The organism is Nonomuraea sp. NPDC049655 (assembly GCF_044465465.1).
Lineage (GTDB): Bacteria > Actinomycetota > Actinomycetes > Streptosporangiales > Streptosporangiaceae > Nonomuraea.
Genome location: NZ_JBITLS010000018.1, coordinates 59,697 through 86,232, shown reverse-complemented (window position 1 = coordinate 86,232; position 26,536 = coordinate 59,697). Strand labels below are relative to the sequence as shown.

29 protein-coding genes and 3 pseudogenes are annotated in these 26,536 nt (G+C 69.0%); 13 read left to right on the top strand and 19 right to left on the bottom strand.

Annotation, left to right across the window (positions count from 1 at the left end; translation table 11 throughout):
- Positions 1-73 precede the first annotated feature (73 nt).
- From ACIBQ6_RS44130 to ACIBQ6_RS44120, 3 genes and pseudogenes are all read right to left on the bottom strand, one after another.
- Positions 74-2,926, bottom strand: a complete 2,853-nt coding sequence (locus ACIBQ6_RS44130; RefSeq protein ID WP_397218810.1) for an ATP-binding protein — start codon at positions 2,924-2,926, stop codon at positions 74-76.
- A 220-nt stretch (positions 2,927-3,146) separates the two neighbouring features.
- Positions 3,147-3,332: pseudogene (locus tag ACIBQ6_RS44125) on the bottom strand (hypothetical protein); the annotation flags it as partial.
- A gap of 30 nt (positions 3,333-3,362) precedes the next feature.
- Positions 3,363-3,971 carry an AAA family ATPase gene (locus tag ACIBQ6_RS44120; protein ID WP_397218809.1) on the bottom strand — a complete coding sequence of 203 codons (609 nt, stop codon included), beginning with the start codon at positions 3,969-3,971 and terminating at the stop codon, positions 3,363-3,365.
- A gap of 717 nt (positions 3,972-4,688) precedes the next feature.
- Here ACIBQ6_RS44120 and ACIBQ6_RS44115 point away from each other — a divergent pair.
- The 4 genes from ACIBQ6_RS44115 (at position 4,689) to ACIBQ6_RS44100 (ending at position 8,025) form a co-directional block, all read left to right on the top strand.
- A complete protein-coding gene (locus ACIBQ6_RS44115; RefSeq protein ID WP_397218808.1) occupies positions 4,689-5,297 on the top strand; it encodes a dihydrofolate reductase family protein in 609 nt (202 codons plus the stop codon).
- A gap of 53 nt (positions 5,298-5,350) precedes the next feature.
- Entirely contained in the window at positions 5,351-5,674 is a 324-nt protein-coding gene (locus tag ACIBQ6_RS44110; RefSeq protein WP_358298135.1) for a YciI family protein, read from the top strand.
- A 364-nt stretch (positions 5,675-6,038) separates the two neighbouring features.
- Complete coding sequence (locus ACIBQ6_RS44105; RefSeq protein ID WP_020545593.1) at positions 6,039-6,245, top strand: cold-shock protein; 207 nt, start codon at positions 6,039-6,041, stop codon at positions 6,243-6,245.
- Between the two features lie 352 nt (positions 6,246-6,597).
- A complete protein-coding gene (locus tag ACIBQ6_RS44100; RefSeq protein ID WP_397218806.1) occupies positions 6,598-8,025 on the top strand; it encodes a DEAD/DEAH box helicase in 1,428 nt (475 codons plus the stop codon).
- A 196-nt stretch (positions 8,026-8,221) separates the two neighbouring features.
- Here ACIBQ6_RS44100 and ACIBQ6_RS44095 read toward each other — a convergent pair whose 3' ends face one another.
- A complete protein-coding gene (locus ACIBQ6_RS44095; protein ID WP_397218805.1) occupies positions 8,222-8,356 on the bottom strand; it encodes a hypothetical protein in 135 nt (44 codons plus the stop codon).
- 74 nt (positions 8,357-8,430) lie between these two features.
- On the opposite strand from ACIBQ6_RS44095, the gene ACIBQ6_RS44090 reads away from it, so the two are divergent.
- Complete coding sequence (locus tag ACIBQ6_RS44090) at positions 8,431-8,586, top strand: hypothetical protein (RefSeq protein ID WP_358298133.1); 156 nt, start codon at positions 8,431-8,433, stop codon at positions 8,584-8,586.
- A gap of 44 nt (positions 8,587-8,630) precedes the next feature.
- Here the strand turns inward: ACIBQ6_RS44090 and ACIBQ6_RS44085 are convergent, their stop codons facing one another.
- The 3 genes and pseudogenes from ACIBQ6_RS44085 to ACIBQ6_RS44075 all read right to left on the bottom strand — a co-directional run.
- On the bottom strand, positions 8,631-8,885 hold the full coding sequence (locus ACIBQ6_RS44085; RefSeq protein WP_397218804.1) for a hypothetical protein: 255 nt from the start codon (positions 8,883-8,885) through the stop codon (positions 8,631-8,633).
- A gap of 90 nt (positions 8,886-8,975) precedes the next feature.
- A complete protein-coding gene (locus ACIBQ6_RS44080) occupies positions 8,976-9,404 on the bottom strand; it encodes a hypothetical protein (RefSeq protein ID WP_397218803.1) in 429 nt (142 codons plus the stop codon).
- 564 nt (positions 9,405-9,968) lie between these two features.
- Positions 9,969-10,688: pseudogene (locus ACIBQ6_RS44075) on the bottom strand (helix-turn-helix domain-containing protein); the annotation flags it as partial.
- Positions 10,689-10,857: 169 nt separating this feature from the next.
- On the opposite strand from ACIBQ6_RS44075, the gene ACIBQ6_RS44070 reads away from it, so the two are divergent.
- Positions 10,858-12,768, top strand: a complete 1,911-nt coding sequence (locus tag ACIBQ6_RS44070; RefSeq protein WP_397218802.1) for a sensor histidine kinase — start codon at positions 10,858-10,860, stop codon at positions 12,766-12,768.
- Here ACIBQ6_RS44070 and ACIBQ6_RS44065 read toward each other — a convergent pair.
- Positions 12,694-13,299, bottom strand: a complete 606-nt coding sequence (locus tag ACIBQ6_RS44065) for a response regulator transcription factor (RefSeq protein ID WP_358302969.1) — start codon at positions 13,297-13,299, stop codon at positions 12,694-12,696. The genes ACIBQ6_RS44070 and ACIBQ6_RS44065 overlap by 75 nt on opposite strands.
- Positions 13,300-13,370: 71 nt before the next feature.
- On the opposite strand from ACIBQ6_RS44065, the gene ACIBQ6_RS44060 reads away from it, so the two are divergent.
- The 6 genes and pseudogenes from ACIBQ6_RS44060 to ACIBQ6_RS44035 all read left to right on the top strand — a co-directional run bounded on the left by ACIBQ6_RS44060 (position 13,371) and on the right by ACIBQ6_RS44035 (position 17,874).
- The gene (locus tag ACIBQ6_RS44060) at positions 13,371-13,916 is read left to right on the top strand and encodes a dihydrofolate reductase family protein (protein ID WP_358302966.1); all 546 of its coding nucleotides are present in this window, start codon (positions 13,371-13,373) and stop codon (positions 13,914-13,916) included.
- A 99-nt stretch (positions 13,917-14,015) separates the two neighbouring features.
- The gene (locus ACIBQ6_RS44055; protein ID WP_397218801.1) at positions 14,016-14,564 is read left to right on the top strand and encodes a dihydrofolate reductase family protein; all 549 of its coding nucleotides are present in this window, start codon (positions 14,016-14,018) and stop codon (positions 14,562-14,564) included.
- Between the two features lie 5 nt (positions 14,565-14,569).
- Positions 14,570-15,919: a DUF6351 family protein gene (locus ACIBQ6_RS44050; RefSeq protein WP_397218879.1), complete on the top strand. Its 1,350-nt coding sequence runs from the start codon at positions 14,570-14,572 to the stop codon at positions 15,917-15,919.
- Positions 15,920-15,930: 11 nt separating this feature from the next.
- Positions 15,931-16,109, top strand: a pseudogene (locus tag ACIBQ6_RS44045) (transposase); the annotation flags it as partial.
- Between the two features lie 10 nt (positions 16,110-16,119).
- Positions 16,120-16,674 (top strand): hypothetical protein, encoded by a 555-nt coding sequence (locus tag ACIBQ6_RS44040; protein WP_397218800.1) that lies wholly within the window; start codon positions 16,120-16,122, stop codon positions 16,672-16,674.
- A gap of 162 nt (positions 16,675-16,836) precedes the next feature.
- On the top strand, positions 16,837-17,874 hold the full coding sequence (locus ACIBQ6_RS44035) for a helix-turn-helix domain-containing protein (protein WP_397218799.1): 1,038 nt from the start codon (positions 16,837-16,839) through the stop codon (positions 17,872-17,874).
- Positions 17,875-18,023: 149 nt separating this feature from the next.
- Here ACIBQ6_RS44035 and ACIBQ6_RS44030 read toward each other — a convergent pair whose 3' ends face one another.
- The gene (locus tag ACIBQ6_RS44030) at positions 18,024-18,314 is read right to left on the bottom strand and encodes a hypothetical protein (protein WP_397218797.1); all 291 of its coding nucleotides are present in this window, start codon (positions 18,312-18,314) and stop codon (positions 18,024-18,026) included.
- 262 nt (positions 18,315-18,576) lie between these two features.
- Complete coding sequence (locus ACIBQ6_RS44025) at positions 18,577-19,116, bottom strand: DUF5994 family protein (RefSeq protein WP_397170915.1); 540 nt, start codon at positions 19,114-19,116, stop codon at positions 18,577-18,579.
- A 535-nt stretch (positions 19,117-19,651) separates the two neighbouring features.
- Between ACIBQ6_RS44025 and ACIBQ6_RS44020 the strand changes: the two genes are divergently transcribed.
- On the top strand, positions 19,652-20,503 hold the full coding sequence (locus ACIBQ6_RS44020) for a universal stress protein (protein WP_397218796.1): 852 nt from the start codon (positions 19,652-19,654) through the stop codon (positions 20,501-20,503).
- Here the strand turns inward: ACIBQ6_RS44020 and ACIBQ6_RS44015 are convergent.
- The 9 genes from ACIBQ6_RS44015 to ACIBQ6_RS43975 form a co-directional block, all read right to left on the bottom strand.
- A complete protein-coding gene (locus ACIBQ6_RS44015; RefSeq protein WP_397218795.1) occupies positions 20,498-20,869 on the bottom strand; it encodes a hypothetical protein in 372 nt (123 codons plus the stop codon). The two genes, ACIBQ6_RS44020 and ACIBQ6_RS44015, sit on opposite strands and share 6 nt — an antisense overlap.
- Positions 20,870-20,903: 34 nt before the next feature.
- Positions 20,904-21,206: a hypothetical protein gene (locus ACIBQ6_RS44010; protein WP_397218794.1), complete on the bottom strand. Its 303-nt coding sequence runs from the start codon at positions 21,204-21,206 to the stop codon at positions 20,904-20,906.
- A 300-nt stretch (positions 21,207-21,506) separates the two neighbouring features.
- Positions 21,507-22,112, bottom strand: coding sequence for a hypothetical protein (locus ACIBQ6_RS44005; protein ID WP_397218793.1), 606 nt, complete (start codon positions 22,110-22,112; stop codon positions 21,507-21,509).
- Positions 22,113-22,654: 542 nt separating this feature from the next.
- The gene (locus ACIBQ6_RS44000; RefSeq protein ID WP_397218792.1) at positions 22,655-23,791 is read right to left on the bottom strand and encodes an AI-2E family transporter; all 1,137 of its coding nucleotides are present in this window, start codon (positions 23,789-23,791) and stop codon (positions 22,655-22,657) included.
- A complete protein-coding gene (locus tag ACIBQ6_RS43995) occupies positions 23,713-23,955 on the bottom strand; it encodes a DUF6328 family protein (protein WP_397170926.1) in 243 nt (80 codons plus the stop codon). Before ACIBQ6_RS43995 ends, ACIBQ6_RS44000 begins: the two co-directional genes overlap by 79 nt.
- A gap of 121 nt (positions 23,956-24,076) precedes the next feature.
- Positions 24,077-24,736 (bottom strand): hypothetical protein, encoded by a 660-nt coding sequence (locus tag ACIBQ6_RS43990; protein WP_397218791.1) that lies wholly within the window; start codon positions 24,734-24,736, stop codon positions 24,077-24,079.
- Between the two features lie 139 nt (positions 24,737-24,875).
- Entirely contained in the window at positions 24,876-25,931 is a 1,056-nt protein-coding gene (locus tag ACIBQ6_RS43985) for a LysR family transcriptional regulator (RefSeq protein WP_397218790.1), read from the bottom strand.
- A gap of 93 nt (positions 25,932-26,024) precedes the next feature.
- A complete protein-coding gene (locus ACIBQ6_RS43980; protein ID WP_397218788.1) occupies positions 26,025-26,222 on the bottom strand; it encodes a hypothetical protein in 198 nt (65 codons plus the stop codon).
- Between the two features lie 129 nt (positions 26,223-26,351).
- Positions 26,352-26,525: a CsbD family protein gene (locus tag ACIBQ6_RS43975; RefSeq protein WP_397218787.1), complete on the bottom strand. Its 174-nt coding sequence runs from the start codon at positions 26,523-26,525 to the stop codon at positions 26,352-26,354.
- Between the last annotated feature and the right edge of the window lie 11 nt (positions 26,526-26,536).

Here is a 26,536-nt window from a genome sequence, read left to right as displayed (position 1 = left end):
TCGGGCTCTTCGGGCATGCGCCCAGCTTCACAGGAGCGACAGAGGGCTACCTATGGGGCAAACACCCCAATAGTCAGGCGTCGAGTCGGTGCGCCAGCCCGGCTCGGGAGCGCAGGCCCAGCTTGCGCATGGCCGACCCCAGGTGCTTGTCCACGGTCTTGGCCGACAGGAACAGCTCCTTGGCGATCTCCTTGTTGGTCAGCCCGGTGGCGGCCAGCCTGGCCACCGCGTCCTCCCTGGGGGAGAGCGCGGACCCGTAGCCGCGCGGGCCGCCGCGGTGCCGGGCGGGCACGGGCAGGCCCCAGCGCCTGCTCAGCCGGCCGGCCCGGTCGAGGTCCCAGGCGGCGCCGAGCCCGCCGTACGCGTGCAGGGCGGCCTCCAGCATCGCCGCGCCCCGCTCGTCACCGGCGGTGAGCAGGCGTCCGGCCGCGTGCTCGCGCGCCTGCGCCGCCTCGTACGTCGCCCCCAGCCGGTCGTACGACGCCGCCGCGTCCACGAAGCGCACGGCGTCGGCGGACAGGAAGCCCCACGCATGGCCGAGCGCGGCCCGCGCGAACGGCGCGTCCAGCGCGGCGAGCTCGCCTTCGAGACGTGACACCAGCTCCCCGGCCTCCTCGGCCCTGCCCAGCCCCACCAGGGCTTCGACCAGCGCCGGAACCGCGCGGACACCCACCGGCCACAGCCCCTTGGCCGCCCACAGCGAGAACGCCTCGCCGGTACGCGCCACCGCCTCCGCGGCCCCGTCCTGCGCGACGGCCAGCCGCAGCAGCGCGCTCACCGGCAGCGCGAGCACGTCGGCCGCGCCCGCCTCCAGGTTCGCCCGCACCAGGTCGCCGAGAAGCGCGGCGTCGGCGCGCCCGCGCGCGAGGGCCAGGCAGCCGGCCACGGTGTCCGCCGTGAGGCGGTAACTCCGCAGGTCGGCGAAGCGGACCCGCAACGCTTCCAGCTCGTCCTCCACGCCGTCCCACGAACCCCGGCAGTACGCCAGCGTCGCCAGGTTCAACCGGCACCTGGACTCGATCAGGCCGGTGACATCGTGCTCGGCCGCCTCGGCCAGCGCGGCGTCCAGCAGACGGTGCGCGGTGTCGTGCTGCCCGGCCAGGCAGGCGACCTCTCCGACGGATTCGTAGGCCACCACCTCCCACCGGTTGGTCGGACGGCCGCCGGTCCGCGCCACGACCTGCGCGGTCAGGCTCGCCCCGCGCGGGTCGCCGACGAGGGTCAGCACCATGGCGACCTTGCCGAGCACGGAGATGCGCCGCTCGGACTCCGCGATCTCGGGCAGTCGTTCGAGCGCCAGGTCGAGCCAGCGCAGGTGCTCGGCGAGCGGGACACCAGGGGTTCTCGGCATGCCCAGGCCCACCATCGCGTACGCGGCCAGCACCGGGCGGTCGGCGAGATCGGCGACCGCCTCGATCATGGCCCCGCGGGTGAGCTCCGGCGCGGCGCCCCCGGCCTCCAGCTTCAGCCCGATGAGGTAGTTCAGCTCGCCGCGCACCGGTCCGGGCGGCTGGCGGGCGGCGGCGGGGCGCAGCAGGCCGATGAGCTCGTCGGCGCCCAGCGCGTAACCGCCCGCCCAGCCCAGTTTCGCCGCCAGCCTGCCCTCGCGTTCCGGGTCGAGGGGCGCGTGCCGCAGGACCGCCTCCAGCAGGCGTTCGGCCTCCGCGTCGTTGGCGAGGGCCACGGCCTGGTCGGCCGCCTTCTCCGCGGCGTCCACCCACGCGTCGTGCCGGCCGGCGTGACGGTGGTGGTGGGCGATCTGGCCGAGCGGCGTGGGATTCTGCCGCGCCACCGCCTTGGCCGCGCGGACGTGCAGGTCCTGGCGTCTGGACAGCGGGATGCTCCCGTACACCGCCTGGACGGCCAGCGCGTGCCTGAACCCCGCCGTGCCGCCCCGCTCGACGAACAGGCCGCGGTCGAGCAACTCGTCCAGGCCCTCGTGGGCGTCCTGCTCCGGCACGCGGCAGGTGGCCACGAGCTCCCGCACCGGCACGGCCACCTGCAGCACCGCCGCGGCCTCCGCCACCGCCTGCCCGTTCGCGCTCAGGCCGCGCACCCGCTCCAGCACCGAGTCACGAACCCCGGCCGGTACGCCGAGCTCGTCGAGCGTCTTGCGCGCCCACCTGGTGCCGCGCTGGACCAGGACGCCGCGGGCGCGCAGCAGCGCGACCAGCTCCTGGATGGCGTACGGCAGGCCGGATGTCCGCTCGCACAGGTAGGCGGCGAACTCGTCCGACACCTGCGCGGTCCCCAGGATCGATGCCGTCAGCTCGTTCGTCCGCGCGACGTCCAGCGGGGCCAGGGCGAGGTGGGCGTGGGCGAGCTCCGGCCGCAGCCGTGCGGTGAGCGCCCGCAGGCCGGGACCGGCCTCCTCAGCACGGAAGGTGAGCACGAGGCCAAGTCCGGGCGGCGGGTCGCTGAGCAGGTAGCCGAGGAACTCGATCGTCTGCTCGTCGGCCCAGTGCAGGTCTTCCAGCACCAGGACGACCTGGCCGAGCGCGGCGAGCAGTTCCGCGAGCCCGCGGAACACGCGGTGCCGCAGCCCGGCGGGGTCGTCGAGCGGGCCGGGTGCGGCCGGCAGGACGGCGGCAAGTTCGGGCAGCAGCGGGTGCAGAGCACCAGTCACCGGCGACAGGCCCACCGCGGGAAGCTTCCCAGCGGCGCCGCGCAGTGCCTCGATGACGGGACCGAGCGGGAACGGCTCACGGATCTGCGCGCATCCGCCGACGAGCGGGGGCCGGTCGCGCAGCTCGACGGCGGCCGCCAGCTCGCCGACCAGCCGCGTCTTTCCGATGCCCGCCTCGCCCTCGATCATGACGACAGCCGGGGGACGCCTCACCGCCGCCAGTAACCGCCGCAGCTCCGTGTCCCGGCCAACGAGAATCGGCGAGATCACGCGCTCCGCGGCCACATCGGCATCGTCCATAATCGAGCAATTGAAGCGCCGACTACGTGAAATGTCACGTCTTGTCGCAGGCCCGGGTAGCCGCCATCGGGCGAGACAGCGTGATCGCCGTCCAGGCGTGCGAACATCGCCCGGCGCGTTCGGCGGCCCTCGCGCAGCGCCCGGCGGTAGCGGCCGTCATCGAGCACCGGCGAGGCCGGCGGAGCTTCGGCGCGGGCCGGCGGCAGCTGGTCGAACCCGGTCACACGAAACCAGAAGTGCAGGTCACGGCGGCCACTCCTGGTCCGCCTGCGGCCGCGGGCGGGAGGCGCACACCGGCCACGTCCGCCGTCTCCAGCCCCAACGCCCCGGTGAAGTAGGCGGTGCCGGTGAAGGTCGCCTTGTTGAAGACGGCGTGGTCGGTGAAGGTCGCCCTGTCGAGCCGGGCGCCGCCGGTGAAGAAGGATCGCCCGGGTGTTCAGCCGGCCGTGCGGAACTCGAAGAGCCGCGCAGCCTGGGAGGCGGTGAGGTGTTGCGTGCGTCCGGGAACGTCCTGCACCAATGACACGCCTTCTGCGTAAAGCTGGCCAGGGCTGGCGTGCATGGCCATGAGCTTGGCGTATCGGGAGACGTCGGCCGCCGGTAGGGCCTTCCGCCGTTCCTGGTTCTGCTCCAGCAGGACCTCCTCGGGCTGGGTGAAGCGCAGTGCGGTGACCGGCATCTGAAACCTGTTGGCGATGGCGAGCAGCCTGGCGCGCGCGTGAGGGAGCACGTTGGTTGACTCGGCGATCACGGTGCGGCCCGTCGAAAGTCGCGCCATGACTCGGCGATCTCGTTCCTGGAAGATCTGGGGGTCGGCTGATTCACGGTCGACAGCAGTGTTGAGGTAGCGCTCGGCGATGGTGTCGCTGGACACGACGGCCTCGGGATCGATCTTGCCTTGATCGATCAGCGCCCGGCAGAAAGAGCTCTTGCCCGAGGCCGGCGGCCCGACCAGCAGCACGAGCCCAACAGGGATCCAGACTCGTTCGGGTTGTCCGCCGTCGCCGTCGCCGTCGCCGTCGCGGATCTCACGCTCGAAAATCACGGTCAGACGATAGACCTCCGCCTTGCACTGTGACTTCACGGTCTATCGGCCAGGCGCCTGGCGTCATGGCAGCCTCTCGCCGTGCGGATGATCACGGGAGTGAGTAGCGGACTGGCACGTCTCTCAGCACTGACGGCCCAGCGGGGTGGCGTTCGGTTCAGGCGGCTCCAACTGCGTGCGAAGTTCCTGGTTCTCCAGGCGGCCTGGTGCCGGGATCGGCCGGGGAACCGGTCGCGGCCGCGGTCGAGCGCTTCCTGGGCTCCTGCGGGCCGCCACCACGTGCGGCAGCTACGCCCGCACCAGTCCGCCTCCCTGTCCCGCTCACGCCGCACCGCAACAGAGCGCCGCCCTGGCTGACGAGACCGCCTGACCGGCTGTCCGCAAGGCGCACAGGGTGTACGCCGCCCGCGTTGCCGCCGTCGATCAGTCACTGCCGACAGGCAACTGACCAACACCCCAGCCAGCGCCCGGTCCGGCTACTCGTCTTCCCAGGTCTTCGCGATCGATCTGGTCCCAAAGCCCCGTCCGCGCTGGGCGCGATCAAGGAGGCGGAGCGCCGTCGCCGCGAAGCCGTCGTGCTGTCGGATCGCTGACGAGACCGGAGCTCCGGCCAGTTCTTCAAAAAAATCCGGGAGGCGGTGTCGGATCGGGGCGGTGGTGTTCGTAGCAGGGGCGAAGGCGCCCACAAGGGGCATCGCACGACAAAGGAACCGCAACATGAAGCTGACGACCATGACTCAGGTCACTCTCGATGGCGTGATGCAGGGAAACGGCGCCGCGTCGGATGACCGCAGGAACGGATTCGAGCGCGGCGGCTGGGCCCGGGGGAAGGGCGACGACGAGACCAGGACGTTCATCACGCAGACCTACCAGCGCGCCGAGGCGTTCCTGTTCGGCCGGCACACCTACGAGCTGTTCGCCGGCTCCTGGGGATCCATCGACCAGATGCGCGCACATCCCATCGGCGTGGCCTTGAACGAGGCCCCCAAGTACGTTGCCTCGACCACGCTCACCACCCCGCGTTGGCAGGACACGACCGTGCTGCGCGGTGACCTCGCGGCGGCCATCAGTGAGCTGAAGGCCAAGCCCGGGGGTGAGCTGCAGGTGCACGGCAGTGGCATCCTGGTCCAGTGGCTGCTGGAGAACGACCTGGTCGACGAGATGACTCTGATCACCATCCCGGTGGTCGTCGGCCAGGGCGCGCGGCTGTTCCCCGACGCGGGCCCGGATCTTGCGCTCGACCTGGTCGAATCGCGGGCCGACTCCAAGGGTGTGTCGATCCAGGTCTACCGGCCGGCCGGGCGCCCGCAGTATGCGACGGCTTGAAGTCCCTGACCAGCGCACCACGCTGATTTGGCACCCCGGGAGTTGATCTTCAGATGCGGTACCTGGTTTCCGTGATCGACGACAGAGACAATCCCGATGACACGGACAGGCGGCCTGCCATCAGCGCGTTCAACGAACGACTGATCGCCGAGGGCTACTGGGTCTTCTCGGGCGGACTCGCGGACACCAGCGCGGCCACGGTCATCGACAACCGGGGCGAGCAGGCGATGTTCGGCGACGGGCCTTTCGTGGAGTCGAAGGAGTACCTCGCCGGCATCTGGGTGTGGGAGGCCCCCGATCTGGATGTGGCGCTCAAGCTCGCCGCCGAGGCGTCGAAGGTCTGCGACCGGAAGATCGAGGTGCGGCCGTTCCTTTGACCGACGTCCGGGAGGTGATCACCCAGGCCCACCACGACGAGTGGGCGCGGGTGATCACCTCCCTGACCAGGCGTTTCGGTGACCTCGACATCGCCGAGGTTGAACCTGGAACTTGCAGGTCAAGGCGGCGATGGCGCGCGGATGAGGTCGGCGTCGGCGGGGGCATGCGCAGCCCGCCGGCACATGTGCTAGATTGAGATCAGTTGCAGTTGTGGTACCCATAAAGACTTGTGTGCACCTGACGGTATGTAGCCTCAGGTGCATTTTTTGTTCTCCGGTCATTTCCGGGTGTGTGGTCCTATCGCGGCGACGCGGAATCCGTTCGATGCGGATTTCGGCTTTGCACCCATCGAAGGAGATCAACATGGCTTCTGGCACCGTGAAGTGGTTCAACGCGGAAAAGGGCTTCGGCTTCATCGAGCAGGACGGCGGCGGCGCCGACGTCTTTGCGCACTACTCCAACATCGTCGCCAACGGCGGCTACCGTGAGCTGCGCGAGGGCCAGAAGGTGGCCTTCGACGTCACGCAGGGCCAGAAGGGCCCGCAGGCCGAGAACATCGTTCCCGCCTGACACTGCGCACCACGTAGCCGGGGCCCGCGCCGCAGGGCGCGGTCCCCGGCGCGTTGCTTTTGTGGCATCCATCGTGCCGTGATGACCTCACAACCCGAGAAGCACAGCATGTCTGTTCTTCCGCCGCACACCGGATGCACCACCGATGGCTCCGGTTCGGGCATAGGCCCGATCCAGTTCCACGGCGCGGCATCACAGCCGCGTTCTTCCCGGCGAAAGCCGACCATTTCGACGTACGAGCCCAGGCTGTTTCCGCCGGTTCGACTCGTCTTTCTTCGGCTCGTGCTAGCCGTTCTTGTGCCGCTCATCGCGCCGAGGATCCTGACACGTGCCGCATCGAGGAAGGTTCTGCATGAACCACGCAACTCGCGCGCACGATCGCAACTCTTCGCCCCGTACGGGCGGCTCCGCCCGAAGCAGGGGCGGCCGATTCAGCTCTCCGGCTCAGGGCCGTTCAGGCGCCTCCAACCGGTCCGGCAACGGGCGGCGTCCCGCCGCGCTCCAGAGAGAGTTCGCGCTGCCGGTCACCGTAACCCCGGCCCTGCCGGCAGCCGCGACATTCGCTGAGCTGAGCATGCCGCCCGCACTGCTCAAGGTGCTCAGCGGCCTGGGCGTGAACGAACCGTTCCCCATCCAGGCGGCCACGCTGCCGAACTCCCTGGCCGGCCGGGACGTCCTGGGACGGGGGCGCACCGGGTCGGGCAAGACACTCGCCTTCGGCCTGGCCCTGCTCGTCCGCACCTCCGGACAGCGGGCACAATCGCGGCGACCGCTCGCCCTGATCCTCGTCCCCACCAGGGAACTGGCCCAGCAGGTCACCGATGCGCTCACGCCGTACGCCCAAGCACTGAAGCTGCGGCTGGCCACGGTCGTCGGCGGCATGTCGATCAGCCGCCAGGCCCATGCGCTGCGCAACGGTGCCGAGGTCGTCATCGCGACCCCGGGACGGCTCAGAGATCTCATCGAGCGCGGCGACTGCAGCCTGGACCAGGTCGGCATCACCGTGCTGGATGAGGCCGACCAGATGGCCGACATGGGCTTCATGCCGCAGATCACCCACCTGCTCGACCAGGTGCGCCCAGATGGCCAGCGGATGCTGTTCTCCGCCACTTTGGACCGCAACGTCGATCTGCTGGTCCGCCGCTATCTGAGCGACCCGGTGGTCCATTCGGTCGACCCCTCGGCGGGCGCGGTCACCACGATGGAGCACCACGTGCTGCACATCCAGGGCGCCGACAAGCAGGCCACCACCGTGGAGATCGCTGCTCGCGACGGTCGGGTGATCATGTTCCTGGACACCAAACACGCTGTGGACCGGCTCACCGAACAGTTGCTGAACAGCGGAGTGCGCGCCGCCGCGCTGCACGGAGGCAAGTCCCAGCCCCAGCGCACGCGCACCCTCGCCGAGTTCAAGAGCGGCCACGTCACGGCGCTGGTGGCGACCAACGTCGCGGCCCGCGGCATCCACGTCGACGACCTGGACCTCGTCGTCAACGTCGACCCGCCGAGCGACCACAAGGACTACCTGCACCGCGGCGGCCGCACCGCCCGCGCCGGCGAGTCCGGCAGCGTCGTCACCCTGGTGCTGCCCAATCAGCGCCGTGACATGACCCGCTTGATGGCCGACGCCGGTATCGTCCCGCAGACCAGCGAGGTCCGTTCGGGCGAGGCCGAGCTGAGGCGTATCACGGGCGCCCAGGCTCCCTCAGGCATCCCCGTGACCATCACCGCACCGGTTGTCAGTCGCCGGTCGGGACGGAACGGCAGACGATTCCGGTAGCAGCGGATGGGGACTCGCCCAAGGCCAGGCAGTTGAGGCTTCTGGGCTGTTGGCAAGAGTGCTGAAGAGATCGGCCGGGCGGTGTGGATACCCGGCCGATCTTGCGGATGAGTTGGCTGCCGGCCCAGCGAGACAGTTGCCGCTACACGGTGTCGAGGGTGACATCGCGGAGGTGGCGGGCGATGCCCCGGGCTGGTCAGGGGCGGTTGGGGTCATGGTGGAGCAGGGCCAGGACCTGTTGTTGTCTGCGGTGCTCGGCCGGGGCGATGGCGTAGTTGTCGCCGTCATCTCTGCGCCTGCCGAAAATTAGATCGGCCGAGGTCGTGACCATGTGAGGCCTTCGCATGGCGGCGCGAACTCAGGGCCACCCGGGGGACAGAAACGCGTGCGGCAGGATGATGAGTCGTGCTCCTTCGCCTGGCCTACCCCACCGTCACGAACACGTTCGCCGCGCTGCGGTTGCTGCCCCTGAGCGATCGGGACAAGGACGTGGAGATACTCCCGTCCTGCGCCACCAGATCACCGTCCTCCAACGCCATATCGGCGCCGACACCAGAGTGAAATTCGCACCCGAGGACCGGGCCTTTCTCGCCGCGCACCTGACCTCACTGCCGCGTGAGGTTCTGCGCCGGCTGCGGCTTGTCGTCCGTCCGGACACCGTCCTGCGCTGGCACCGCGACCTGATGAGACGGCGCCACGCCGATGGTGAGCTCGCCAGACTCGGCATCAAGGTCGCGCCGTCCACAGTCTGGGAGATCTTCAAGCAAGAAGGCATTCATCCAGCGACCCCGGCGGGCATCCACCACTTGGGCCGACTTCCTGCGCTCCCAAGCCCACGCTCTGCTCGCCTGCGATTTCATCGAGACCGTCACCTTGAACGGGCAACGCCAGTACATCCTGGCCGTCATCGAGCACGCCAGCAGGCGCGTTCGCGTACTGGGCACCACCGCTCACCCGACCGCCGACTTCCTGATCCAGACGATCAGGAACCTAGTGATGGACCCGGAAGACGCAGGCTGCCGAGCACGCTTTCTGATCCGAGACAGGGATGGGAAGTTCCCCACCCTCATGGACGGAATCCTCGCCGACGCGGGCATCCAGACCGTACTCACCGGCATCCGGATGCCGCGCATGAATTCCATCATGGAGCGGTGGTGCAGTCTTGCCGCCGTGAACTCCTCGACCGCTGCCTCCTGTGGAACGAACACCACCTCCGCCACGCCCTCGGCGAGTACGAGAAGTTCTACAACCAGCACCGCGCCCATCAAGCCCTCGACCAGGCAGCACCACTCCGCGCCATCCCGGATCCGATCATCGAACCGGCGCGTGTCATTGACCTGACCATCCGCCGACACGACCGGCTCGGAGGCATCATCCACGAATACTCACATGCTGCTTGAGCTGCACGGACGTATTTTCCGGCAGGCGCAAAGACGAGAGAGCCGACCGGCGAGACGAGTTCGACTTGGCCGAGGCTTGACCATACCTGGAGCCGTCCCTGCTGGGCGAGGCTGAGCCGGGCGTTCTGGCTTGATCTTCTGGTGGTCGTTTTTGGGGTCTGAGTTGGTGCTGGACGTCTAAACGATCTACCGCGGTACACGGTCCGTACGCAAGAGCAACCAGCGAGCGACCAGCCATGATCAAAAACGAGATCCGAGGCTGGCGAGAACCGAGAAATCCCAGGTCGGACGTGGTTTTGAAGAGTAGGGCGGGTGGGACTTGAACCCACGACCCACGGATTATGAGTCGGTTCCTTTGCCGGCGAGGAGCCGTAGCCGGCGAACAGCGTCACGCACCAGGCGGCGTAGCCGAGCTGCACGACCCTGCCCTTGCTCCACCGGTCGACCACCATCTGGCTGATGCTGTCGAAGCAGACCGACTCAGCCGTCTTCAACCCCTCCAGGGGCCTGGGGGACCAGCCAGCCCATGTCGCCGTAGAGCACGCAGGCGCCGTTGTCGGTCAGGACGCGGCGGACGGTGATGCCCAGGCTGGTGAAGTGGGCGTGGGCGCGGTGCCAGAAGGCGGCGGCGGTTTGTTTGGTCTCGTCCGGCAGGATTTCGGTGTAGGCCAGGCGGGAGTGGTCGTCCAGGGCGGTGTGCAGGTAGCTGTAGCCGATCTTGGGCTTGCCGTGCCGGTAGCGGGCGGTGGTGGTGGCCTTGCGGTGGTGATGTGCGGTCTGCCGGTCGGTGATGCGGTGTCCGCCGCCGTCGGGGATGTTGCCGAGTTTCTTGACGTCGACGTGTACCAGGTCGCCGGGCCGGTCGTGTTCGTAGCGTCGTATGGGGTGGGCGGTGGCGCGGTCCAGGTGTCGCAGGCGGGCCACGCCGGGGCGGGACAGCACGCGGTGCACGGTGGAGGGGTGCAGGCCCAGGAGGTGGGCGATGCGGGCCGGTCCCCATCGGCGCAGGATGCGTACTTTGATGATGCGGCGTTCGGTCCGGGGCGGGGTCTCGCGGGGGCTGTGGTGCGGCCGGCAGGGCTGGTCGGTCATACCGGCGGGGCCGAGCTGGCGGTAGCGATCGGCCCTTCGTTTGGCGGTGTTGACCGCTACTTGGAAGCGTTCGGCAGCGCGTCGCAGGGGCCAGCCGTCCTCCACCACGCAGCGGGCCAGGCGTAGGCGTAGGCGTCCTAGTTCGGTCGGCGGCGCGTTACTGTGGGGCATGAAGGGCCTCCGGGGCTCGGCGTAGATGTCGCAATCCACACCGAACCCGTAGGCTCTTTCCTATGCAATGATCTTGGGGATCGTGTGTCTTCGCGTTCTCAACCTCTGTGGTCAGTACATCTAGACACACCCCTTAGTGAAGGCGTCGGAGTGCGGTAGCCTGCCCGAAATGCCGGTATTGAGTCGATCCGCTGTCTCCGGGGTGCGCGTCGCGCGCCTCGTCGCGGCCGTGGCAAGCTGCGGGTTCGCCTTCGGCGGGTTCGTCGGGATCGTCAACGGCGACCCGGCCGAGCGGCCGGTCGCCACCGCCCTGCTGGTGGCCCTGCTCGCGTTGCACCTGCGAAACTGCGTGCGCTGGTCGCAGGAACCACGGCCAGCGGGCTGGCCGTGGACGCTGGCCGCGCAGGTCGTGCTCACCGTCGCAGGCATGATCTGGTTCGCCGACACCTGGTACGGCAACTCCGGCTTCGCCGCCGCGGCGTTCCTGCTGCTAATCAGGCGGCGATGGCTCGCGTGGACGTGCTTCGGGGTCGTCCTGGCCGCCCAGGCGGCGTCTACGCTGGCGGAGGGGTTCGGGCCAGCAGAGTCGCTGTATCTGGCGATCGGGCAGGCGGCCTTCGCCGGGATCGTCCTGTACGTCGTGGCGCGGCTCGCAGACATGGTCACCGACCTTCAGCGGACGCGGGCGAGCCTCGCGGAGGCCGCGGTCGCACGCGAGCGGGCGGCCTTCACCAAGCAGCTCGGCGAGCGGGTCGCGGGTTCGCTGGAGGGGATCGTCGCGGGCGGGCGGAAGGTGCTGGAGAGCGGGCGGTCCGAGGACGTGCGGGAGCGGCTCGCGGCGAGCGTGGACACCGCGCGCGCCGCGCTGAAGGAGACGCGTTCCGTCGCCCACGGGCATCGGGGCGAGCGGCCGTCCGCGGCCGTGGCCGACGACCTCACTACCACCGGGGTGACCGTCCTGGGGGTCATGACGATCTGCCTCATGATCGTGCCGAACGAGGTGCGGCGGATCTTCCGCGTCGACGTCCCGGTGCTCCACGAGGCGATCTTCTGGGTGGCGCTGGCGGCGTTCCTGGCGCTGTTCCTGCGGGCGTGCGTCCCCGGGCGGCCTGTCAAGCGGGCCGCGCTGATGCTGTTCGCGCTGGGCATACCGGCCGTGGCGCCCTTGCTGATCTTCGAGCTGGACCTGTGGCACCCGGTGTACTTCCTGCCGGGGGCCGGGCTCGTGCTGTTGTCCGGGTGGATGCGCTGGGTGGCGGTGGCCGTGCTGCTCGGCGGCGTGCTGGCGCTGTGGAACGTGCAGCTGGGGGACTCGACCGTGCTGAGCGCGGTCTACGAGGTGGTGTGGATCAGTGTGCGCGCGCTCGTGGTGTACGGGCTGGTCAACATGGGGACGCTGGTCGTGGCGCTGAAGGCGGCGCGGGCCGAGCTGGCACGCACCGAGGTTGCGCGGGAGCGCCTGCGCTTCGCCGGTGACCTGCACGACCTGCTCGGACTGCGACTCTCGGTCGTGGTGCTGAAGAGCGACCTGGCCTTCCGGCTGGCGGGCAGGGACGCGGAGCGGGCCAGGACGGAGCTTTCCGCGGCGGTCGATGCGGCGCGTCAGGCGCTGGCGGAGCTGGGCACGATCGTGTCGGGGCCTGGGGAGATGTCGGTGGCCCAGGAGGTCGGCACGGCGACAGCCGCGCTGTCCGCCGCCGGTGTGTCGGTTCGTTCCTCGGTCTCGGTGTTGGAGCTGGACTCGGAGGCCGATGCCGCGCTCGCCGCCGTTCTGCGGGAGGGGACGGCCAATATCGTATGGCACAGCTCCGCCGTGCGGGCTGAGCTGGTCTTCGAGGAGAAGGACGGCGTGGCGTGGCTGCGGCTGACCAACGACGGGGTCAGCCGGGACGCGGTGGAGCCGGGGATCGGGCTGGAGAGCCTGGCCGGGCGGATGCGCGCGGTCGGCGGCGAGCTGACCAGCGGGATCAGGGGAGACAGGTTCGTGCTCGAGGCGAGCGTGCCGCTACAGCCACCCCTGATCGGTGGCGATCTTGATGGCGTCGATCCTGTTGCGGGCGTTGAGCTTCATGAGCGCTGATGACAGGTAGTTGCGCACCGTCCCCAGGCTGAGGAACAGCGTCTTGGCGATCTCGTCGGGTTCGGCGCCGGTGGCGGCGATGCGCAGCACCTCGGCCTCGCGCGCGGTCAGCGGGCTCTCGGCCCGCTCCAACTCGGCGAGCGCAAGCTGCGGATCCACCACCCGGCCGCCGGCGACCACCTTACGGATCGCGTCGATCAGCTCGTCGGGCGGCGAGTGCTTGAGCAGGAACCCCGCGACGCCCGCGTCCAGCGCCCTGCGCAGGTGTCCGGGCTTGTTCAGGCCGGTCAGCATGACGGTACGGCAGCGCGGCAGCTTGTCACGGAGCAGAGCGGCGGCCTCAAGCCCGTCCATCCCCGGCAGATCGATGTCCAGAACGGCCACGTCCGGCTCGGCGTCGAGGGCCGTGGGCACCACCTCGTCACCGCGTTCGACGGCCACCATCACGGTGATGTCGTCCTCCAGGTCGAGGACGGCGGCCAGGGTGTCGCGCAGGATGCGGACGTCCTCGGCGATCATCACACGGATCATGTGAATCCTTCACATCCCCCTGATGAAACGGTGCACTACCTGGCAAAACGGATGGTTGTGAGTATAGATGCATGCGAAAGATCATCGTTTCCACGCACGCCACGCTCGACGGTTTCATCGACAACCCGCACGAGTGGTCGCCGCAGCACTCCGACAAGGAGACCGAGACCCACGCCACCGCGATGACCAAGGGGGTGGACGCGCTGCTGCTGGGCCGCGTCACCTACGAGGGCATGGCACAGGCATGGCCGAACATGAGCGGCGACTCCTTCGCCGACCACGTCAACGCCATCACCAAGTACGTCGTCGCCTCCCAACGCGTCGACACTGCCACCTGGAGCCCGACTGTCGTCATCCCAGGCGACGACGTGGTGGCCCAGGTCACCGAGCTGAAGAGCCGGCCCGGCGGCGACATCCTCATCTGGGGCCACGGCCGCCTCACCGACACACTCGCCCAGGCCGGGCTACTGGACGAGTACCGCATCTGGATCTACCCCGTCCTCAAGGGCTCGGGCGAGCCGCTCTTCCGCGCAGAAAGCGCCACCCCGGTCGAGCTCGTCGATGCGCAGCGCTTCGCCACCGGCGCGCTGCTGCTGACCTACCGCCCCGTTGTCTGACCACTGCTAACAGAATCCGCGCACCTCCCGCCCCTTCCGACGCTCGGGGATTGAGGGACGAGAGAGGTCATTTTCGTCATGGGTCTTAAGGAGAGTGCCATGCGCAAGTTGATCGAGTCCACGTTCATGACCATTGACGGCGTCGTCAGCGGCGCGGACAAGTGGAGCACGCCGTACTGGGACGAGGAGTACTCGGCCTACGCCCGTGAGCTACTGTTCGCCGCCGATGCCCTGCTGCTGGGACGTAAGACCTACGAGGGCTTCGCGGCGAGCTGGCCGAGCCTGGAGTCGGTCGAGGGCGACTACGCGGTCAGGATGAACACGCTGCCCAAGCACGTCGCCTCCCGTACGCTCACCGACACCACCTGGAACGCCACCGTCATCAAGGGCGACGTCGCAGAGGAGGTCGCCTGGCTCAAGCGGCAGCCCGGGCAGAACCTCCTCAAGTTCGGCACCGGCGAGCTCGACAGGACACTGCTGGAGCACCGGCTCGTCGACGAATACCACCTGTGGGTTACCCCGGTCGTCGCCGGCAGCGGTGACCGCCTGTTGGACGGCATCGACACCACCCACCTGAAGCTGGCCAGGACGACGACGTTCGCCTCGGGCGTCATCGTGCTCACCTACACCCCTGGAGCCCCGCAGTGAAGATCATGAGCGTGCTGGCGATCGGCGCGAGTCTGCTCGCGGCGCCGGTCGAATCCGGCCGCGCCACCCACACGGGTACGATCGACGGCGCCAAGTACCGGGTCGAGACCCCGGACCGGTGGAACGGCACGCTGCTGCTGTTCAGCCACGGCTACCACCCCGAGGGCTTCCCCGTCGGGACGATCAGCCTGACCAATCATCCCAAGACCGAGAAGTGGCTGCTCGACCGCGGCTACGCGCTGGCCGCCTCGCAGTACAAGGATGGTGGCTACGGCTATCAGACCGAGAACGCGATGACCGATCAGCTCGCGTTGCTCGACTGGGTGGAGAAGAAGATCGGTAAGCCGAAGCGGACGGTGGCGACAGGCCAGTCGATGGGCGCCGTCGCCGCGACTCTGCTCGCTGAGCGCAACCCGGGCCGCTTCGCCGGGGCGATGAACGTATGCGGCAACTTCGACGCCCTCGGCTCCCTCAACGCCGAGCTGGACGTCTTGTTTGCGGTCAAGACGCTGCTCGCGCCGGGCAAGGACATCGACCTGGTCGGCGCCGAGGACCCGGACGCGAGCGCGAAGGCGCTCGCCGACGCGGTCGAGGCAGGCACGAAGACACCCGAGGGTCGTGCCAGGCTCGCGCTGGCGGGCGCGTTCAACAACGTCTCCGACTGGTACTCCACTCACGGCCCCCGTCCGAGGAAGGTGGCCGAACGCATCCGCCAGCAGGCCAAGTGGGTGATGGGCTCCTACGCCTACGGTTACGGCGGCCCGTCCGGCCAGGCCGACCTCGCTGCCAGGGCGGGCGGCAACCCCGCCTCGAACACCGGCGTCGACTATGGCCGCCAGCTCGCCCAATCCGCCCAGAAGAAGCTGGTCAAGCAGGCATACGAGGCCGCTGGCCTCTCGCTGCGCGGCGACCTGAAGCAGCTCGCGTCCGCCGAACGCGTCGCCGCCGATCCCGAGGCCGTCGCCTACCTGAAGCGGTACGGCGTGCCAAAGGGGAACCTCAAGGTCCCGATGATCACCGCCCACAACACCGGCGACGGCGGCACCAGCACCGACCAGGAGAACTGGTATGCCAAACAGGTCCGCGACCCGGGCAACCTGCGCCAGGTGTACGTCGGCAGGGGAAGCCACTGCGCGCTCAGCGCCGCCGAGGAGATCGTCACCCTGCGGACGTTGCTGACCCGCATCGACACCGGAAAGTGGCCCACTACGAAACCCTCCCGGATGAACGCCGCCGCCCACGCCGTAGGCGACGGCTACCAGGCGCCGCTCGACTTCCTGACCGGAGTGGACAGGGCGATGCTCCCTGCCTTCACCAAGCACGACCCGCCGCGGACGCTGCGTCCCACGGGCTGACGGGCGCGGCACCGCTCGATCGCGTGTACCGGTCCTGTTCGTGGACGCGATCAATGTCAAGATCCGGGATGGTCACATCGCCAACCGGCCCATCTACCTGGTGATGGCCGTCACCGTCGAGGGGCACCGCGACATCCTGGGTATCTGGGCCGGCGACGGTGGTGAGGGCGCCAAGCACTGGCTGGCGGTGCGCCAACCGGATGACCTCGCTGGTCGAGCCGGTCTCCGCGTCCGAGCAGATCACCAGCACCTTCGGCTACGACGCCGCCGGCGCGCAGACCCGCACCACCAACGGCCGCGGCAACTCCACCTACACCACCTACAACAGCCTCGGCCTGGTGGAGACCGTGATCGAGCCGGCCACCGCGCAGCACCCCGACCTGAAGGACCGCACCTGGACCGTCGCCTACGACGTGGCCGGCAACCCCGCCGTCAGCCTGGCTCCCGGCGGGGTACGGGTCGAGCGCACCTTCGACGAGCTGAACCGGCTCGTCACGCAGACCGGGACGGGAGCCAAGGCCGACACCGAGGCCAAGAGGTTCGGCTACGACTCGGTTGGCCGCATGATCACCGCCAACGATCTCACCTTCACCCTCAACGACCGCGGCCAGCTGCTCAAGTCCAGCAGCGCCGTCGCCGGCGACCTCAACGTCTATGCCTACGACGCCGACAACCGCGTGGTGCAGCGCATCGACGGCACCGGCACCTCCACCTTCACCTGGGACGACGCCGACCGGCTCTGCGCCTGCCGATAACTACATCCGCCCATCTCATGACTCTGTGAGAGCTTCGCGTGGTGTACGCGAGCTCTGGCGGCCCGGAGACAGAAGCGCGTACGGCAGGATGATCCGCTGTGGCTCCTTCGCCTGGCCTACCTCACCGTTACGAACGCTTTCGCCGCGCTGCGGTTGCTCCCCATGAGCGATCGGGACAAGGATGTGGAGATTCTCGTCCTGCGTCACCAGATCGCCGTCCTTGAACGCCAACTCTGCGCCGACACCAGAGTGCGATTCGCGCCCGAGGACCGGGCCTTCCTGGCCGCTCTCCTGACGTCGCTGCCCCGCGAGGTTCTGCGCCAATTGCGGCTTCTCGTCCGGCCGGACACTGTCCTGCGTTGGCACCGCGATCTGATGAGACGGCGTCACGCCCGTATCTGCCGGCCGAAGCGGCCCGGGCGCCCACCCACGGTCCCCTCCATCCGCGCCCTCATTCTGCGCCTGGTCCGGGAGAACCCGAGCTGGGGCTATCGGCGGGTCCACGGAGAGCTCACCACGCTCGGCATCAAGGTCGCGCCGTCCACCGTCTGGGAGATCCTCAAACAGGCAGGCCTCGACCCGGCACCCGAACGGGCTTCCACCACGTGGACCGACTTTCTGCGCTCGCAAGCCGACGCCCTACTGGCCTGCGACTTCATCGAGACCATCACCCTCAGCGGGCAACGCCAGTACGTCCTGGCGGTCATCGGGCACGCCACCAGACGCGTCCGCGTGCTCGGCACCACCGCTCACCCGAGCGCGAACTGGGTCACCCAGGCAATCAGGAATCTAGTGATGGACCTGGACGATGCAGGCTGCCGAGCGCGCTTTCTGCTCCGAGATCGGGATGGCAAGTTGCCGATCCTCATGGACGAGGTCCTCGCCGAGGCCGGCATCAAGACGGTGCTCACCGGCATTCGGATGCCGCGGATGAACTCCATCATGGAGCGGTGGGTGCAGTCCTGCCGCCACGAGCTTCTCGACCGCTGCCTCGTCTGGAACGAACGCCACCTGCGGCACGCTCTACGCGAGTACGAACGGTTCTACAACCAGCACCGCGCACATCAAGCCCTGGCCCAAGCCGCCCCGCTGCGTCCCGTCCCGGAGCCGATCACGGGGCCAGAGCGAATCACTGATTTGAACATATGCCGACGAGCCCGGCTTGGCGGTGTCCTCCATGAGTACTCACATGCCGCTTGACCTGCATGGATGGAATTGTCGGCAGGCGCAAGGCCGCCTGCTCGAGACGGCGGCGCCGCCGGGCTCGTTGCCGCCGAGATCGAGCCGGAAGGGCGGGTATCGGTCGGTCATGAGCGCCGCGTAGCCGGCGACCCGCAGACCCCAGCGGTTCAGACCGAGGATGAGGTCGAACAGGGGCGGGGGTAGCGGCCGGTGACGGTGAGCGCGATCCCGGCGATCAGGACGAGCAGTGCGACCAGACCGCCGCCGCCCCAGTCCCATGCGTCGCCGCCGGCCTGCCAGCCGATCCAGGCGCTGCCGCTGAACAGGATCCCGACGATCAGGAGGTGCGGGACGGCCAGGAGCCACTTCACCAGGACGAGACCGCGGTGCAGCCGCGTCGGGTACGGCTTGACCGCGGGAGTGGGGGCTTGCATGGCCAACGGGGTTGGCGAGCTCATGGTCGAGTTCCCTTCTTGTCCGGGAGTCGCAGGTAGGAGGAGGCCGCATGGCCACTGCTCGGGAGCGCCAGGCGGTGCGGACGTCTCTTCGGCAGAGGTCTGTTGCGGGCGCGGGGCCGGCTGTGAGCCAGGAGCCGGCCGGACACGCGAACCTGCTCGTTTGTGAGGGGATGAGCGCGCCGCCGGATCCGCGCTGAGAGACCGAGCCGTGCCCCGTCTCATCGGAGGCCCGTGTCCACCGGGAACGACGGCTCGGCGTGTGTCAGATGGTGACGGGCCGTGCTGGCACGGAGGCCGTGATGCGGCCGCCCTCGTTCTCCCAGGAGGCTGAGTCGTCCCGGCCGGGTGAGCCCTCCTCCGGGTGTGCGGGGTGAAGGATGTCGGCGGGACGGACTCCGGCCGTGCCTGCGGCTGCGAACGCCAGCGCGGCCGTGGCTGGGCCGTCCGCGGTGCCGGGCGGGATGACCAGCAGGGTGATGGGCACGGTTCCGGCGATGCTCAGGGTGATCAGGTGCGGGTCGGCGCTGCGGAACCAGCCCACTCTGACCTGGCGGCCGCGGGCCGGGATGCGGCGCGGGATGTGATCCCAGGCGTCCAGGTGCAGGCCCACGCGCAGGACTGCCCTGCCGAGCCGCTGGTCGACGGCGGAGATGAGGGCGGGCAGTTCGGCGGCGGCGTCACGGGTGCGCGGCCACCATGCCCCGTCGACGGTGCCTCGCCGGTCGAGGACGGTGTTCAGGCTGAGCCTGGGGGCGGCCTCGGCCGCGAGAACGGGGCTGGACGGGAAGAGGGGTGTCGTCATCGTGATCGCCTGGCCTGTCGGGCCCCCGTCACGGGGCCGGAAGTGGTCTGTCGCCGCGGGCGACGCCAACCTGGGTGCCAACGCTCGAAATGTCCTCGGCATTTATTATTCTACCTCGCTTTGCGAGGCAAGGAAAAACATCATGTCGCCGGCAGGTGCTGTTATCGATTGTGGTGATAATCGGGCCGGTGATTGCCTGTTGTCTGTTCTCGCCAGGAAGAGCAGCCTGGTGCCGGGTTCGAGAGCAGCAGAAGGGAGGCGCCATGAGTCCGTCATGGAGGATCAAGTCCAGGATGCGGGCCGTCCGGAGTTGGATCATGCTCTACTACGGCCGTGCCACCGGAAACCAGCATCTGGAGTCGAAGGGCATGGCCGACCGGGCTGGAAATGATCCGGGGCGGCGCAGCGAGAAATCCAAAAGGATGTTCAAGCGCTGATGTGGCGACCGTCAACGGCGCCTAAATGTGCCGGCCCGGTCCAGTGCATTCGTTCTTCACGTCATCAGTAAAAATGCCGGCACAAATCTGGAGTAGCCATGAATCGTGTCATTGTCGTGGGCGCCGACGGTTCGGATGCCGCCACCTCGGCCGTCGAGTGGGCCGCCGACGACGCCGCTCGCATGGCGGCCCGGCTCCGCATCGTGCACGCCGTGGACCGCTCGCCGTACGAGATCGCGAGATTCTCCACCCCGGGCCAGGACGACGTCATCATGCTCAGCGCGCAGAGCGTGCTGAGCGACGCCGAGGCGGCGGCGCGCAAGCGACAGCCCGGCATCGACGTCGGCTGCGAACTTCTTCAGGGCGCCGCCGCGGCGGTGTTGCGCAGCCGGGCCGGTGACTGCGCCGAGATCGTGATCGGCGGCACCGGCCTCGGCGGCTTCCCCGGGGCCGTGCTGGGCTCGGTGAGCACCCACCTGGCCGGGCACGCGCACGGCCCGGTGGTCGTCGTCCGATCCGACCATGACACCGTCCACGGGGAGGTCGTGGTCGGGCTCGACGACTATCACGCCTGCGAACCCGCCCTCGGCTACGCCTTCGAGCAGGCGATGCTGCGTGCGAGCACGTTGCGCGCGCTCTGCGCGTGGCAACCTCCGGCGCACGCTCACATCCCCGACGACGCCTATGACCTGGACGAGATCCACGCTACCCAGAGCCGGACCGCGGCCGGCATCCTCCAGGGGTGGCGGCAGCGATATCCGCAGGTTCCGGTGATCGAGGATGTCCGTCGCGCCCACCCCGTCGATGCTCTCATCGGAGCTTCCGTCACGGCGGATCTGGTCGTCGTGGGCTCTCAGGGCAGAGGGGCGATCGGCACCGTGATGCTCGGATCCGTCGCCCTCGGGATCTTGTACGGCGCGCGCAACTCCGTCGCGGTGGTGCGGTCATGAGCGTGCCTTGGCCGGCGACCTGGAACCTGAGCCGGTGGCCGTCTGGGCCGGTCGGTCGGCAGGCTCGGGGGTGAGCAGCGGCTCGGACGGCCCCGTCGGCGCGCCGGGCGGGATCGCCGGGCCGTAGACGGGTTTGTCAGAGGGTCGCGGCCGCTGTCTCAGGTGTCTTGCTGGGATGTTTCCGCTCGTCCTGGGTGGCTGTGACCAGCTGATCGGCCGCAAGGACCGCCAGAGCCGGCGCGACGTCGAGCTGTGATCTCGGCGACCGGGGTGCCGGCGAATCTGTTCCCAGCCCAGCCGCACCACGACGAAGCCGACGGCTGCGACCATCGTCGCCACCATCACGATGGCGACGATGGTGGTCATCGTGGACATGTTCGCCTCTCAGGGGCAAACCTGTTCAACCGTCCCGCCTGGCCGTTGCGTCTGATTGTCCGGGCGTCCGGCGGAGATCGGCGTCGGGTGCGGGCTCGTGACTGCCGCGCCGCCTGGCATTGTGGCCGGCCAGGTCGTCCATGGCGTCCTGTCGGCTTCGGACGGTCGACCCACTCCAACGCGACTGGGTGCGGAGCAGGAGAATCGACACAGCGAGGACACCGCCGAGCATCAGCATGACGCCCACGATGCGCACGTCGAATCCGCCGGGCAGCAGGTCTGCCACGGCGGGCACCGGCCCGAGGACGATCGAAGCGATGATGCCCATGGCGGCACTCCTCTGGCGGTGCGTCGATGTCCGCACGAGACCGGTCTTCCGGACCGGTCGAAGCAGGGTTCCGGCCGCTGCGTGATCGCCGCGGCCGGGGTCGAACGCTTTCACCTCCAGAGCACACCCACGGGCGCCGTACAGACACAGGCGATTCGGAATGGATCCATCTCCAGAAGCGATCACCACGCGTTGGGTCCCCGCACACCAGGCAGACCCATCAGTGGGCGCCTCGCGGCTCGCGGACTTGACGCCGCTCCTCACCCTCATCGTGACCTCCAGACGCGGCCAGTCGCTTGGTCAGCGGCTCGCCTGCTCGTCGGCGAGTGCTGGTTGCTCGTGGGGGGTTGCGGCTGGTTGCGGGCGGTGCTCGTCGTCGTTGGCGAGGAGTTCCTCGAACAGCACGCGGTAGTGCACCATGGCCTGCCGCAGGTCCTCGGTGGAGGCGTCGCCGGAGGCGGCGCGCCCGCTGATCCGGTGGGCTTGCCGGTAATGGTGAAGGGTGCGGCCGTGCACCACCGACAGGTCCGCCAGCTGCTGCCGGAAGCCCCCGGTGGGGTAGCCGCGTTCGGCCATCGCGGCCGTGACCAGCTGGTCGGCCTCGGTGACGGCGGGACCCGGCACGTCCACGAACCGCTCTTGCAGCCGGGTCCAGCGCTCCGCGTAGGTCTGCCGGGAGGCGGGGGTGAGCGGGATGATGTCGAGGGTGGCGAAGCGTTTCTCCCGGGCACGCAGCTCCTGCTCGGCCTCTCCACGACTGTCCTGTTCGTTCAGGGCGTGTTCGTATTCGGGGCCGAAGCGCCGGCGCGGCCCTTCCCGGCGGCGGCGTAGCAAGACGTAGCCGATGGCCAGTGCCAGGATCACCGCCACGGCGACGGCCACCCAGAGGATGGTAACGATGGTCATGTCTGCCTCCTGCAGATGTCGATGCCTTTCGCACACGGCTGGTGAGCACGGGCAGAGGCAGCGGCCGGGATGTGGATCGACGGTCACGGGCCACCCGCCGGAACGCAGGGCCGTACCTCACCTCCTCTGTGGCGGGAACGCGAGCTCCGGGGGGCGGGCTGGACGGGGTCATCGGCGGCCGGCCCAGCGGCCTGAACCTCGGCCAGTGCGCCGGCCGGTGACCAGGTTGTAGGCGAGCAGCAGCACTGCCGCGCCGACGACGGCGCAGACCCAGGTGGACAGGTTGAAGAAGCCCTGAATGCCGGAGACGTGTGCCCATGGCCGTTCTCCCTAGGGCGGTGCCTCGATGTCTGCGGGATCGGTCTTCCGGACCGGTCGAAGCAGGGGGCCGGCCGGTTGCCGGCGGCTACGGTCGAACTCACCCTGAGCCAACACCCGCGCGGAAGGGGCGGAAACAAGCGAACGGCGAAGGGGCCATCTTCAGGACCGATCACCAGGAAGAAGAGGGGTTGTACGGCACGACCAGCGGTGAGGCCGGCGCGTCAGACCGCCTCGTCGCCGCGGCTGCTGGTGGCCGCTGGTGCACCTTCGCCGGGCGCCGGCCCTGGGGGGAGGGGGATCGGGTCGCTCTTGAAGAGTTCGGGCACGGCCCGGTAGAGGATGGCGGTGATCGGGACGGCCACGACCGCGCCGGCGATCCCGGCCAGGATGCCGCCGACGGCCAGCACGATGATGATCGCCAGGGGGTGGAAGTGCAGCACCCGGCCGACGATCAGCGGTTGGAGCACGTGGTTCTCCAGTTGTTGCTCGACGATGAGGATGCCGATGAAGATCAGTGCGTAGATGGGGCCCTTCGCGCCGAGCGTGACCAGCGTCGCGACCGCGCCGGCGAAGAGGATGCCGACGATCGGGACGAAGCTGGCCAGGAAGATCAGTACGGCCAGTGCCGCCCACAGCGGGACGCCCATGACGGCCAGCACCACGCCCATGAGCACGCCGTGCACCGCGGCCACGGCCACCGTGCCTTGCACGTAGTGCGACAGCGTGGTCCAGGCGGTCCGGCCGGCCCGGTCGACCCGTGGCGCCATCCGGCCGACCCCCTTGAGGAACCAGGACCAGATCTGGTCACCGTCCTTGAGCAGGAAGAACGTCACGAACAGCAGGAGCACGATCGAGGCCAGCACCTCCACCACCACCACGGTCCCTGCCAGAACGGTCGAGGTGATCTGCTGCTGCCGTTCGGTGACCAGCTTGGCGATCTCGTCCACCCAGCCGCTGAGCTGGAGGGGCTCCAGGTGCAGAGGGCCGGTGTAGAGCCAGCTCTCCACCGTCTTGGCCGTCTGCCTGACCTGTTTCACCAGGCCGGGGAACTCCTCGTTGGCCCGGACGCCGATGATCCAGCCCGTCCCGCTCAGCACGGCGAGGGCGACGAACATGGTGATCCAGGTGGCGTGGATCGACCGCAGCCCCGACGCGCGCAGGTGTCGGGTGAGCGGGAACAGCAGCGCGGTCAGCAGCAGGGCGATCGCCACCGGCAGGGCGAGGATGCGCATCGTCGCCACGAAGCCGAGGACGAAGTTGGCCACGATGCCGATGACGATCAGGCACGCGCACCACGCGGCGATCTTCGCCAGGATCGGGGGCACCAATCTCGACAGGCGCTCCTGAGGTGAATCCATGTAGGGCAACCTTCCCGCCGTTCGTTGGCGCGGTGCACGATCTTCTCCTTCAGCCCCGTACGAAACAGCAGCCGGCGCCGAACGGCGGGCGTGATGAAACAGAGCGAAGTGGTGGCTGCCCCGGTCAGCGCGATGAAGAACAGCCAGTGGCCCGAGGAGTCCACCTTGGCGTCCGGGCAGAGGATCCGTCATCGGTGAAAAGGCGGCTTCGTCTCTCCTGATGAGGCAGCGCCATCGGTCGGGCACTACCCTGAGTTTCCATGGCACGACGACCACGGCATGGACTCATCGATCATGGTTCCGGTTCGCGACCTGTTGGGCGCCCGTGACCTTACCGGCGGAACCTACAGCTCCAGATGGGCGGGTCAAGGGTGCCAGCGCGGCGGCGGCCCGAGCTCCGAGGGGCCGCTGGTCGCCGCCGATGAGGTCGTCGAACAAGGCGCGATAGTGCGTCATGGCCTGCCGCAGTTCGTGGATCGACACCCACCCGTCCCCGGCGCGCCCGCTGATCTCGTGGGCTTGACGGTAGCGCACCAAGGTGCGGCTGTGGCGCAGCGACAAGTCGGAGACCTGCTGGGCGAAGTCCTCGGTGCTGTATCCGCGCTTGGCCATGACGGCCCGCACCAGCAGATCTGCCTCGCAGACCGCGGGACTCGGCTCGTTCACGAAACGCTCCTGCACCGCTGCCCACCGGCCGGCGTAGCCGCGGCGCGCCTCGGGATCGAGTGGCTGTACGTCGAGTGGCCCTGATCGCGTCCGGCGGGCTCGCAGCTCACGCTCGGCCGCCCGCCGATCGCCCGCCGCGGCGGCCATGCGCTCGTAACCGGGGCCGAATCGCTCGCGAAGGCGACCCCGACGCCTGCGCAGCAAGAAGAAGCCGATGGCCGGAACCATGACCATCACCCCCACGATGAGAGCCACCCACATGACGGCCTCGGCGGACATGATCGCCTCCGTTCCGATCGCCGGCGTCCCGCCTTAGGACGGGTGACCGGATACCGCCAGTCAACGCCACCCGTCCGGAGACGGACAGGGGCGTTCGCAGCAAAGCTCATCGCGGGAGCTGATCACCGCACCCCCGCGATCACTTGAGCTCACGGCCCGGTGGCGGCGTCGGTGGGGCGCGCGTACCAGCGTCGTACGGCTTGGTTCGCGAGGCCGAGGTCGATGGCCTGCTGGGGGAGCAGGATGCGCTCCGGCCTGGCGCGTCTTCGCCGGACGGCGGTTCGGTGGCCGGAGCGACGGGTTCGAGCCAGTCGAGTCGTTCGGCCAGGTGGCGGGCGGTGTCAACGACGTCGGCGATGTGCGGGGAGGGGTTGGCGTCGTGCCACAGCAGGGACCAGGGGTAGTACGTGGTGGGGTCGGTCAGGGGCCGCCAAGTGGTGCCGGGCCGGTTGGAGGAGCGGAAGGAGGAGGGGACGCAGTGCACGCAGCGGTGCTGGAGTACGAGGTCGGCGGCGGCCCGGGAGCTCTCGACGGTGCCTTCGTAGAGAGCGGGCTCGAACCCGGCCGAGCGGCACAGCGCGAGGACGAACTGGTTGAGCTCCGGCGTCTGCGATTCCTCGCCGAGCAGGAGCAGCTCGTCGGCGAGGGCGGCGACGGGTACGCCGTCAAGGTCGGCGAAGCGGTGGTCGTCGGGGACGAGCACGCCGAGGGGATCGAGCCTGACGAGTTTGGAGGCCACGTCGGCCGGGGTCCGGGAGGCGTGTCCGATGGCGATGTCGAGGCGGCCGTCGGCCAGTTGCCGGTACTGCTCGGGGGTGCCCGCTTCGATCTGGTGGATCGTGATGCCGGGACGGTTGTCCTGGAGTGCGCGCAGGATCTGCGGCATGGTGTCGTAGCCGGCGTCGATGATGCCGACGCGCAGCGTGGGCGCGGACGCGGCGGCGTTGCGCGCGGCCTGCGTGGCCCGGCTGACATGGTGGAGGATCTGGCGGGCTTCGATGAGGAAGGCGGCTCCGGCGGAGGTCAGGTCGACGTGGTGGGTGCTGCGGTCCAGGAGCCGCACGCCGAGCTCGCGTTCCAGCCGCTGGACCTGCTGGCTCAGCGCCGACTGCACGATGTGCTCGCGGGCGGCGGCGCGGCCGAAGTGCAGCTCTTCGGCCAGCGTCACGAAATAGCGCAACTGCCGTAACTCCATGCCCGACACCCTTCCTCTCCCAGGCGGTGCCGATGCGCCCGTGGTCTCCCACTCTAGGTTCCTCGTGGGTATGTCAACTTCTGGAGGCGGGCCCTACTCGCTGGGCTGAGGCGTCTGGCAGTCGATCTTCGGGTTCATGCCGAGGTAGTTGAGGGGGCCGGCCAGGATCGTCACCGCGATCGTGGCCACCTGGTTGCAGTTCTCCACCGGTGCCGTGTAGTACCTGCGCTGGCCTGCGGCGACGGCACCGACGATCAGCCACAGGATCAGCACCAATGATGCGACGCGCATCGGTTCTGCCTCCATCTTCGTGCCTGCGAGGCTGGCGGAGACGATGGGACCGTTGACGAGTTCGCCCGCGTCCGGACGGGATCCCGATCCGGGACCTGGGACCCACCGGGCGGTTCGTCGAAGCGGGGATCAGCGTTTGAAGGCGTTCCTGGCCTTGTCACCGGCCTGCTTCAGATTGCCTGCGGCCTGGTCCCTCTTGCCTGTGGCCTGCTGATGCCGGTTGCCGGTGACGCGGCCGAAGCGTTGCCTGGTCCAGCCTTTGAAGGCCTGGACCTTGTTGCTGATTTCCCAACGTAAACTCATTGTGATCTTCC

Bases quoted from the DNA above. Each gene is read 5' to 3' on its own strand.
- ACIBQ6_RS44130 (WP_397218810.1), bottom strand. From the start codon at position 2,926: ATGGACGATGCCGATGTGGCCGCGGAGCGCGTGATCTCGCCGATTCTC.
- ACIBQ6_RS44115 (WP_397218808.1), top strand. From the start codon at position 4,689: ATGAAGCTGACGACCATGACTCAGGTCACTCTCGATGGCGTGATGCAG.
- ACIBQ6_RS44110 (WP_358298135.1), top strand. From the start codon at position 5,351: ATGCGGTACCTGGTTTCCGTGATCGACGACAGAGACAATCCCGATGAC.
- ACIBQ6_RS44105 (WP_020545593.1), top strand. From the start codon at position 6,039: ATGGCTTCTGGCACCGTGAAGTGGTTCAACGCGGAAAAGGGCTTCGGC.
- ACIBQ6_RS44100 (WP_397218806.1), top strand. From the start codon at position 6,598: ATGAACCACGCAACTCGCGCGCACGATCGCAACTCTTCGCCCCGTACG.
- ACIBQ6_RS44095 (WP_397218805.1), bottom strand. From the start codon at position 8,356: ATGGTCACGACCTCGGCCGATCTAATTTTCGGCAGGCGCAGAGATGAC.
- ACIBQ6_RS44085 (WP_397218804.1), bottom strand. From the start codon at position 8,885: ATGAAATCGCAGGCGAGCAGAGCGTGGGCTTGGGAGCGCAGGAAGTCG.
- ACIBQ6_RS44070 (WP_397218802.1), top strand. From the start codon at position 10,858: ATGCCGGTATTGAGTCGATCCGCTGTCTCCGGGGTGCGCGTCGCGCGC.
- ACIBQ6_RS44065 (WP_358302969.1), bottom strand. From the start codon at position 13,299: ATGATCCGTGTGATGATCGCCGAGGACGTCCGCATCCTGCGCGACACC.
- ACIBQ6_RS44060 (WP_358302966.1), top strand. From the start codon at position 13,371: ATGCGAAAGATCATCGTTTCCACGCACGCCACGCTCGACGGTTTCATC.
- ACIBQ6_RS44055 (WP_397218801.1), top strand. From the start codon at position 14,016: ATGCGCAAGTTGATCGAGTCCACGTTCATGACCATTGACGGCGTCGTC.
- ACIBQ6_RS44050 (WP_397218879.1), top strand. From the start codon at position 14,570: ATGAGCGTGCTGGCGATCGGCGCGAGTCTGCTCGCGGCGCCGGTCGAA.
- ACIBQ6_RS44040 (WP_397218800.1), top strand. From the start codon at position 16,120: ATGACCTCGCTGGTCGAGCCGGTCTCCGCGTCCGAGCAGATCACCAGC.
- ACIBQ6_RS44035 (WP_397218799.1), top strand. From the start codon at position 16,837: ATGAGCGATCGGGACAAGGATGTGGAGATTCTCGTCCTGCGTCACCAG.
- ACIBQ6_RS44030 (WP_397218797.1), bottom strand. From the start codon at position 18,314: ATGAGCTCGCCAACCCCGTTGGCCATGCAAGCCCCCACTCCCGCGGTC.
- ACIBQ6_RS44025 (WP_397170915.1), bottom strand. From the start codon at position 19,116: ATGACGACACCCCTCTTCCCGTCCAGCCCCGTTCTCGCGGCCGAGGCC.
- ACIBQ6_RS44020 (WP_397218796.1), top strand. From the start codon at position 19,652: ATGAATCGTGTCATTGTCGTGGGCGCCGACGGTTCGGATGCCGCCACC.
- ACIBQ6_RS44015 (WP_397218795.1), bottom strand. From the start codon at position 20,869: ATGACCACCATCGTCGCCATCGTGATGGTGGCGACGATGGTCGCAGCC.
- ACIBQ6_RS44010 (WP_397218794.1), bottom strand. From the start codon at position 21,206: ATGGGCATCATCGCTTCGATCGTCCTCGGGCCGGTGCCCGCCGTGGCA.
- ACIBQ6_RS44005 (WP_397218793.1), bottom strand. From the start codon at position 22,112: ATGACCATCGTTACCATCCTCTGGGTGGCCGTCGCCGTGGCGGTGATC.
- ACIBQ6_RS44000 (WP_397218792.1), bottom strand. From the start codon at position 23,791: ATGGATTCACCTCAGGAGCGCCTGTCGAGATTGGTGCCCCCGATCCTG.
- ACIBQ6_RS43990 (WP_397218791.1), bottom strand. From the start codon at position 24,736: ATGTCCGCCGAGGCCGTCATGTGGGTGGCTCTCATCGTGGGGGTGATG.
- ACIBQ6_RS43985 (WP_397218790.1), bottom strand. From the start codon at position 25,931: ATGGAGTTACGGCAGTTGCGCTATTTCGTGACGCTGGCCGAAGAGCTG.
- ACIBQ6_RS43980 (WP_397218788.1), bottom strand. From the start codon at position 26,222: ATGCGCGTCGCATCATTGGTGCTGATCCTGTGGCTGATCGTCGGTGCC.
- ACIBQ6_RS43975 (WP_397218787.1), bottom strand. From the start codon at position 26,525: ATGAGTTTACGTTGGGAAATCAGCAACAAGGTCCAGGCCTTCAAAGGC.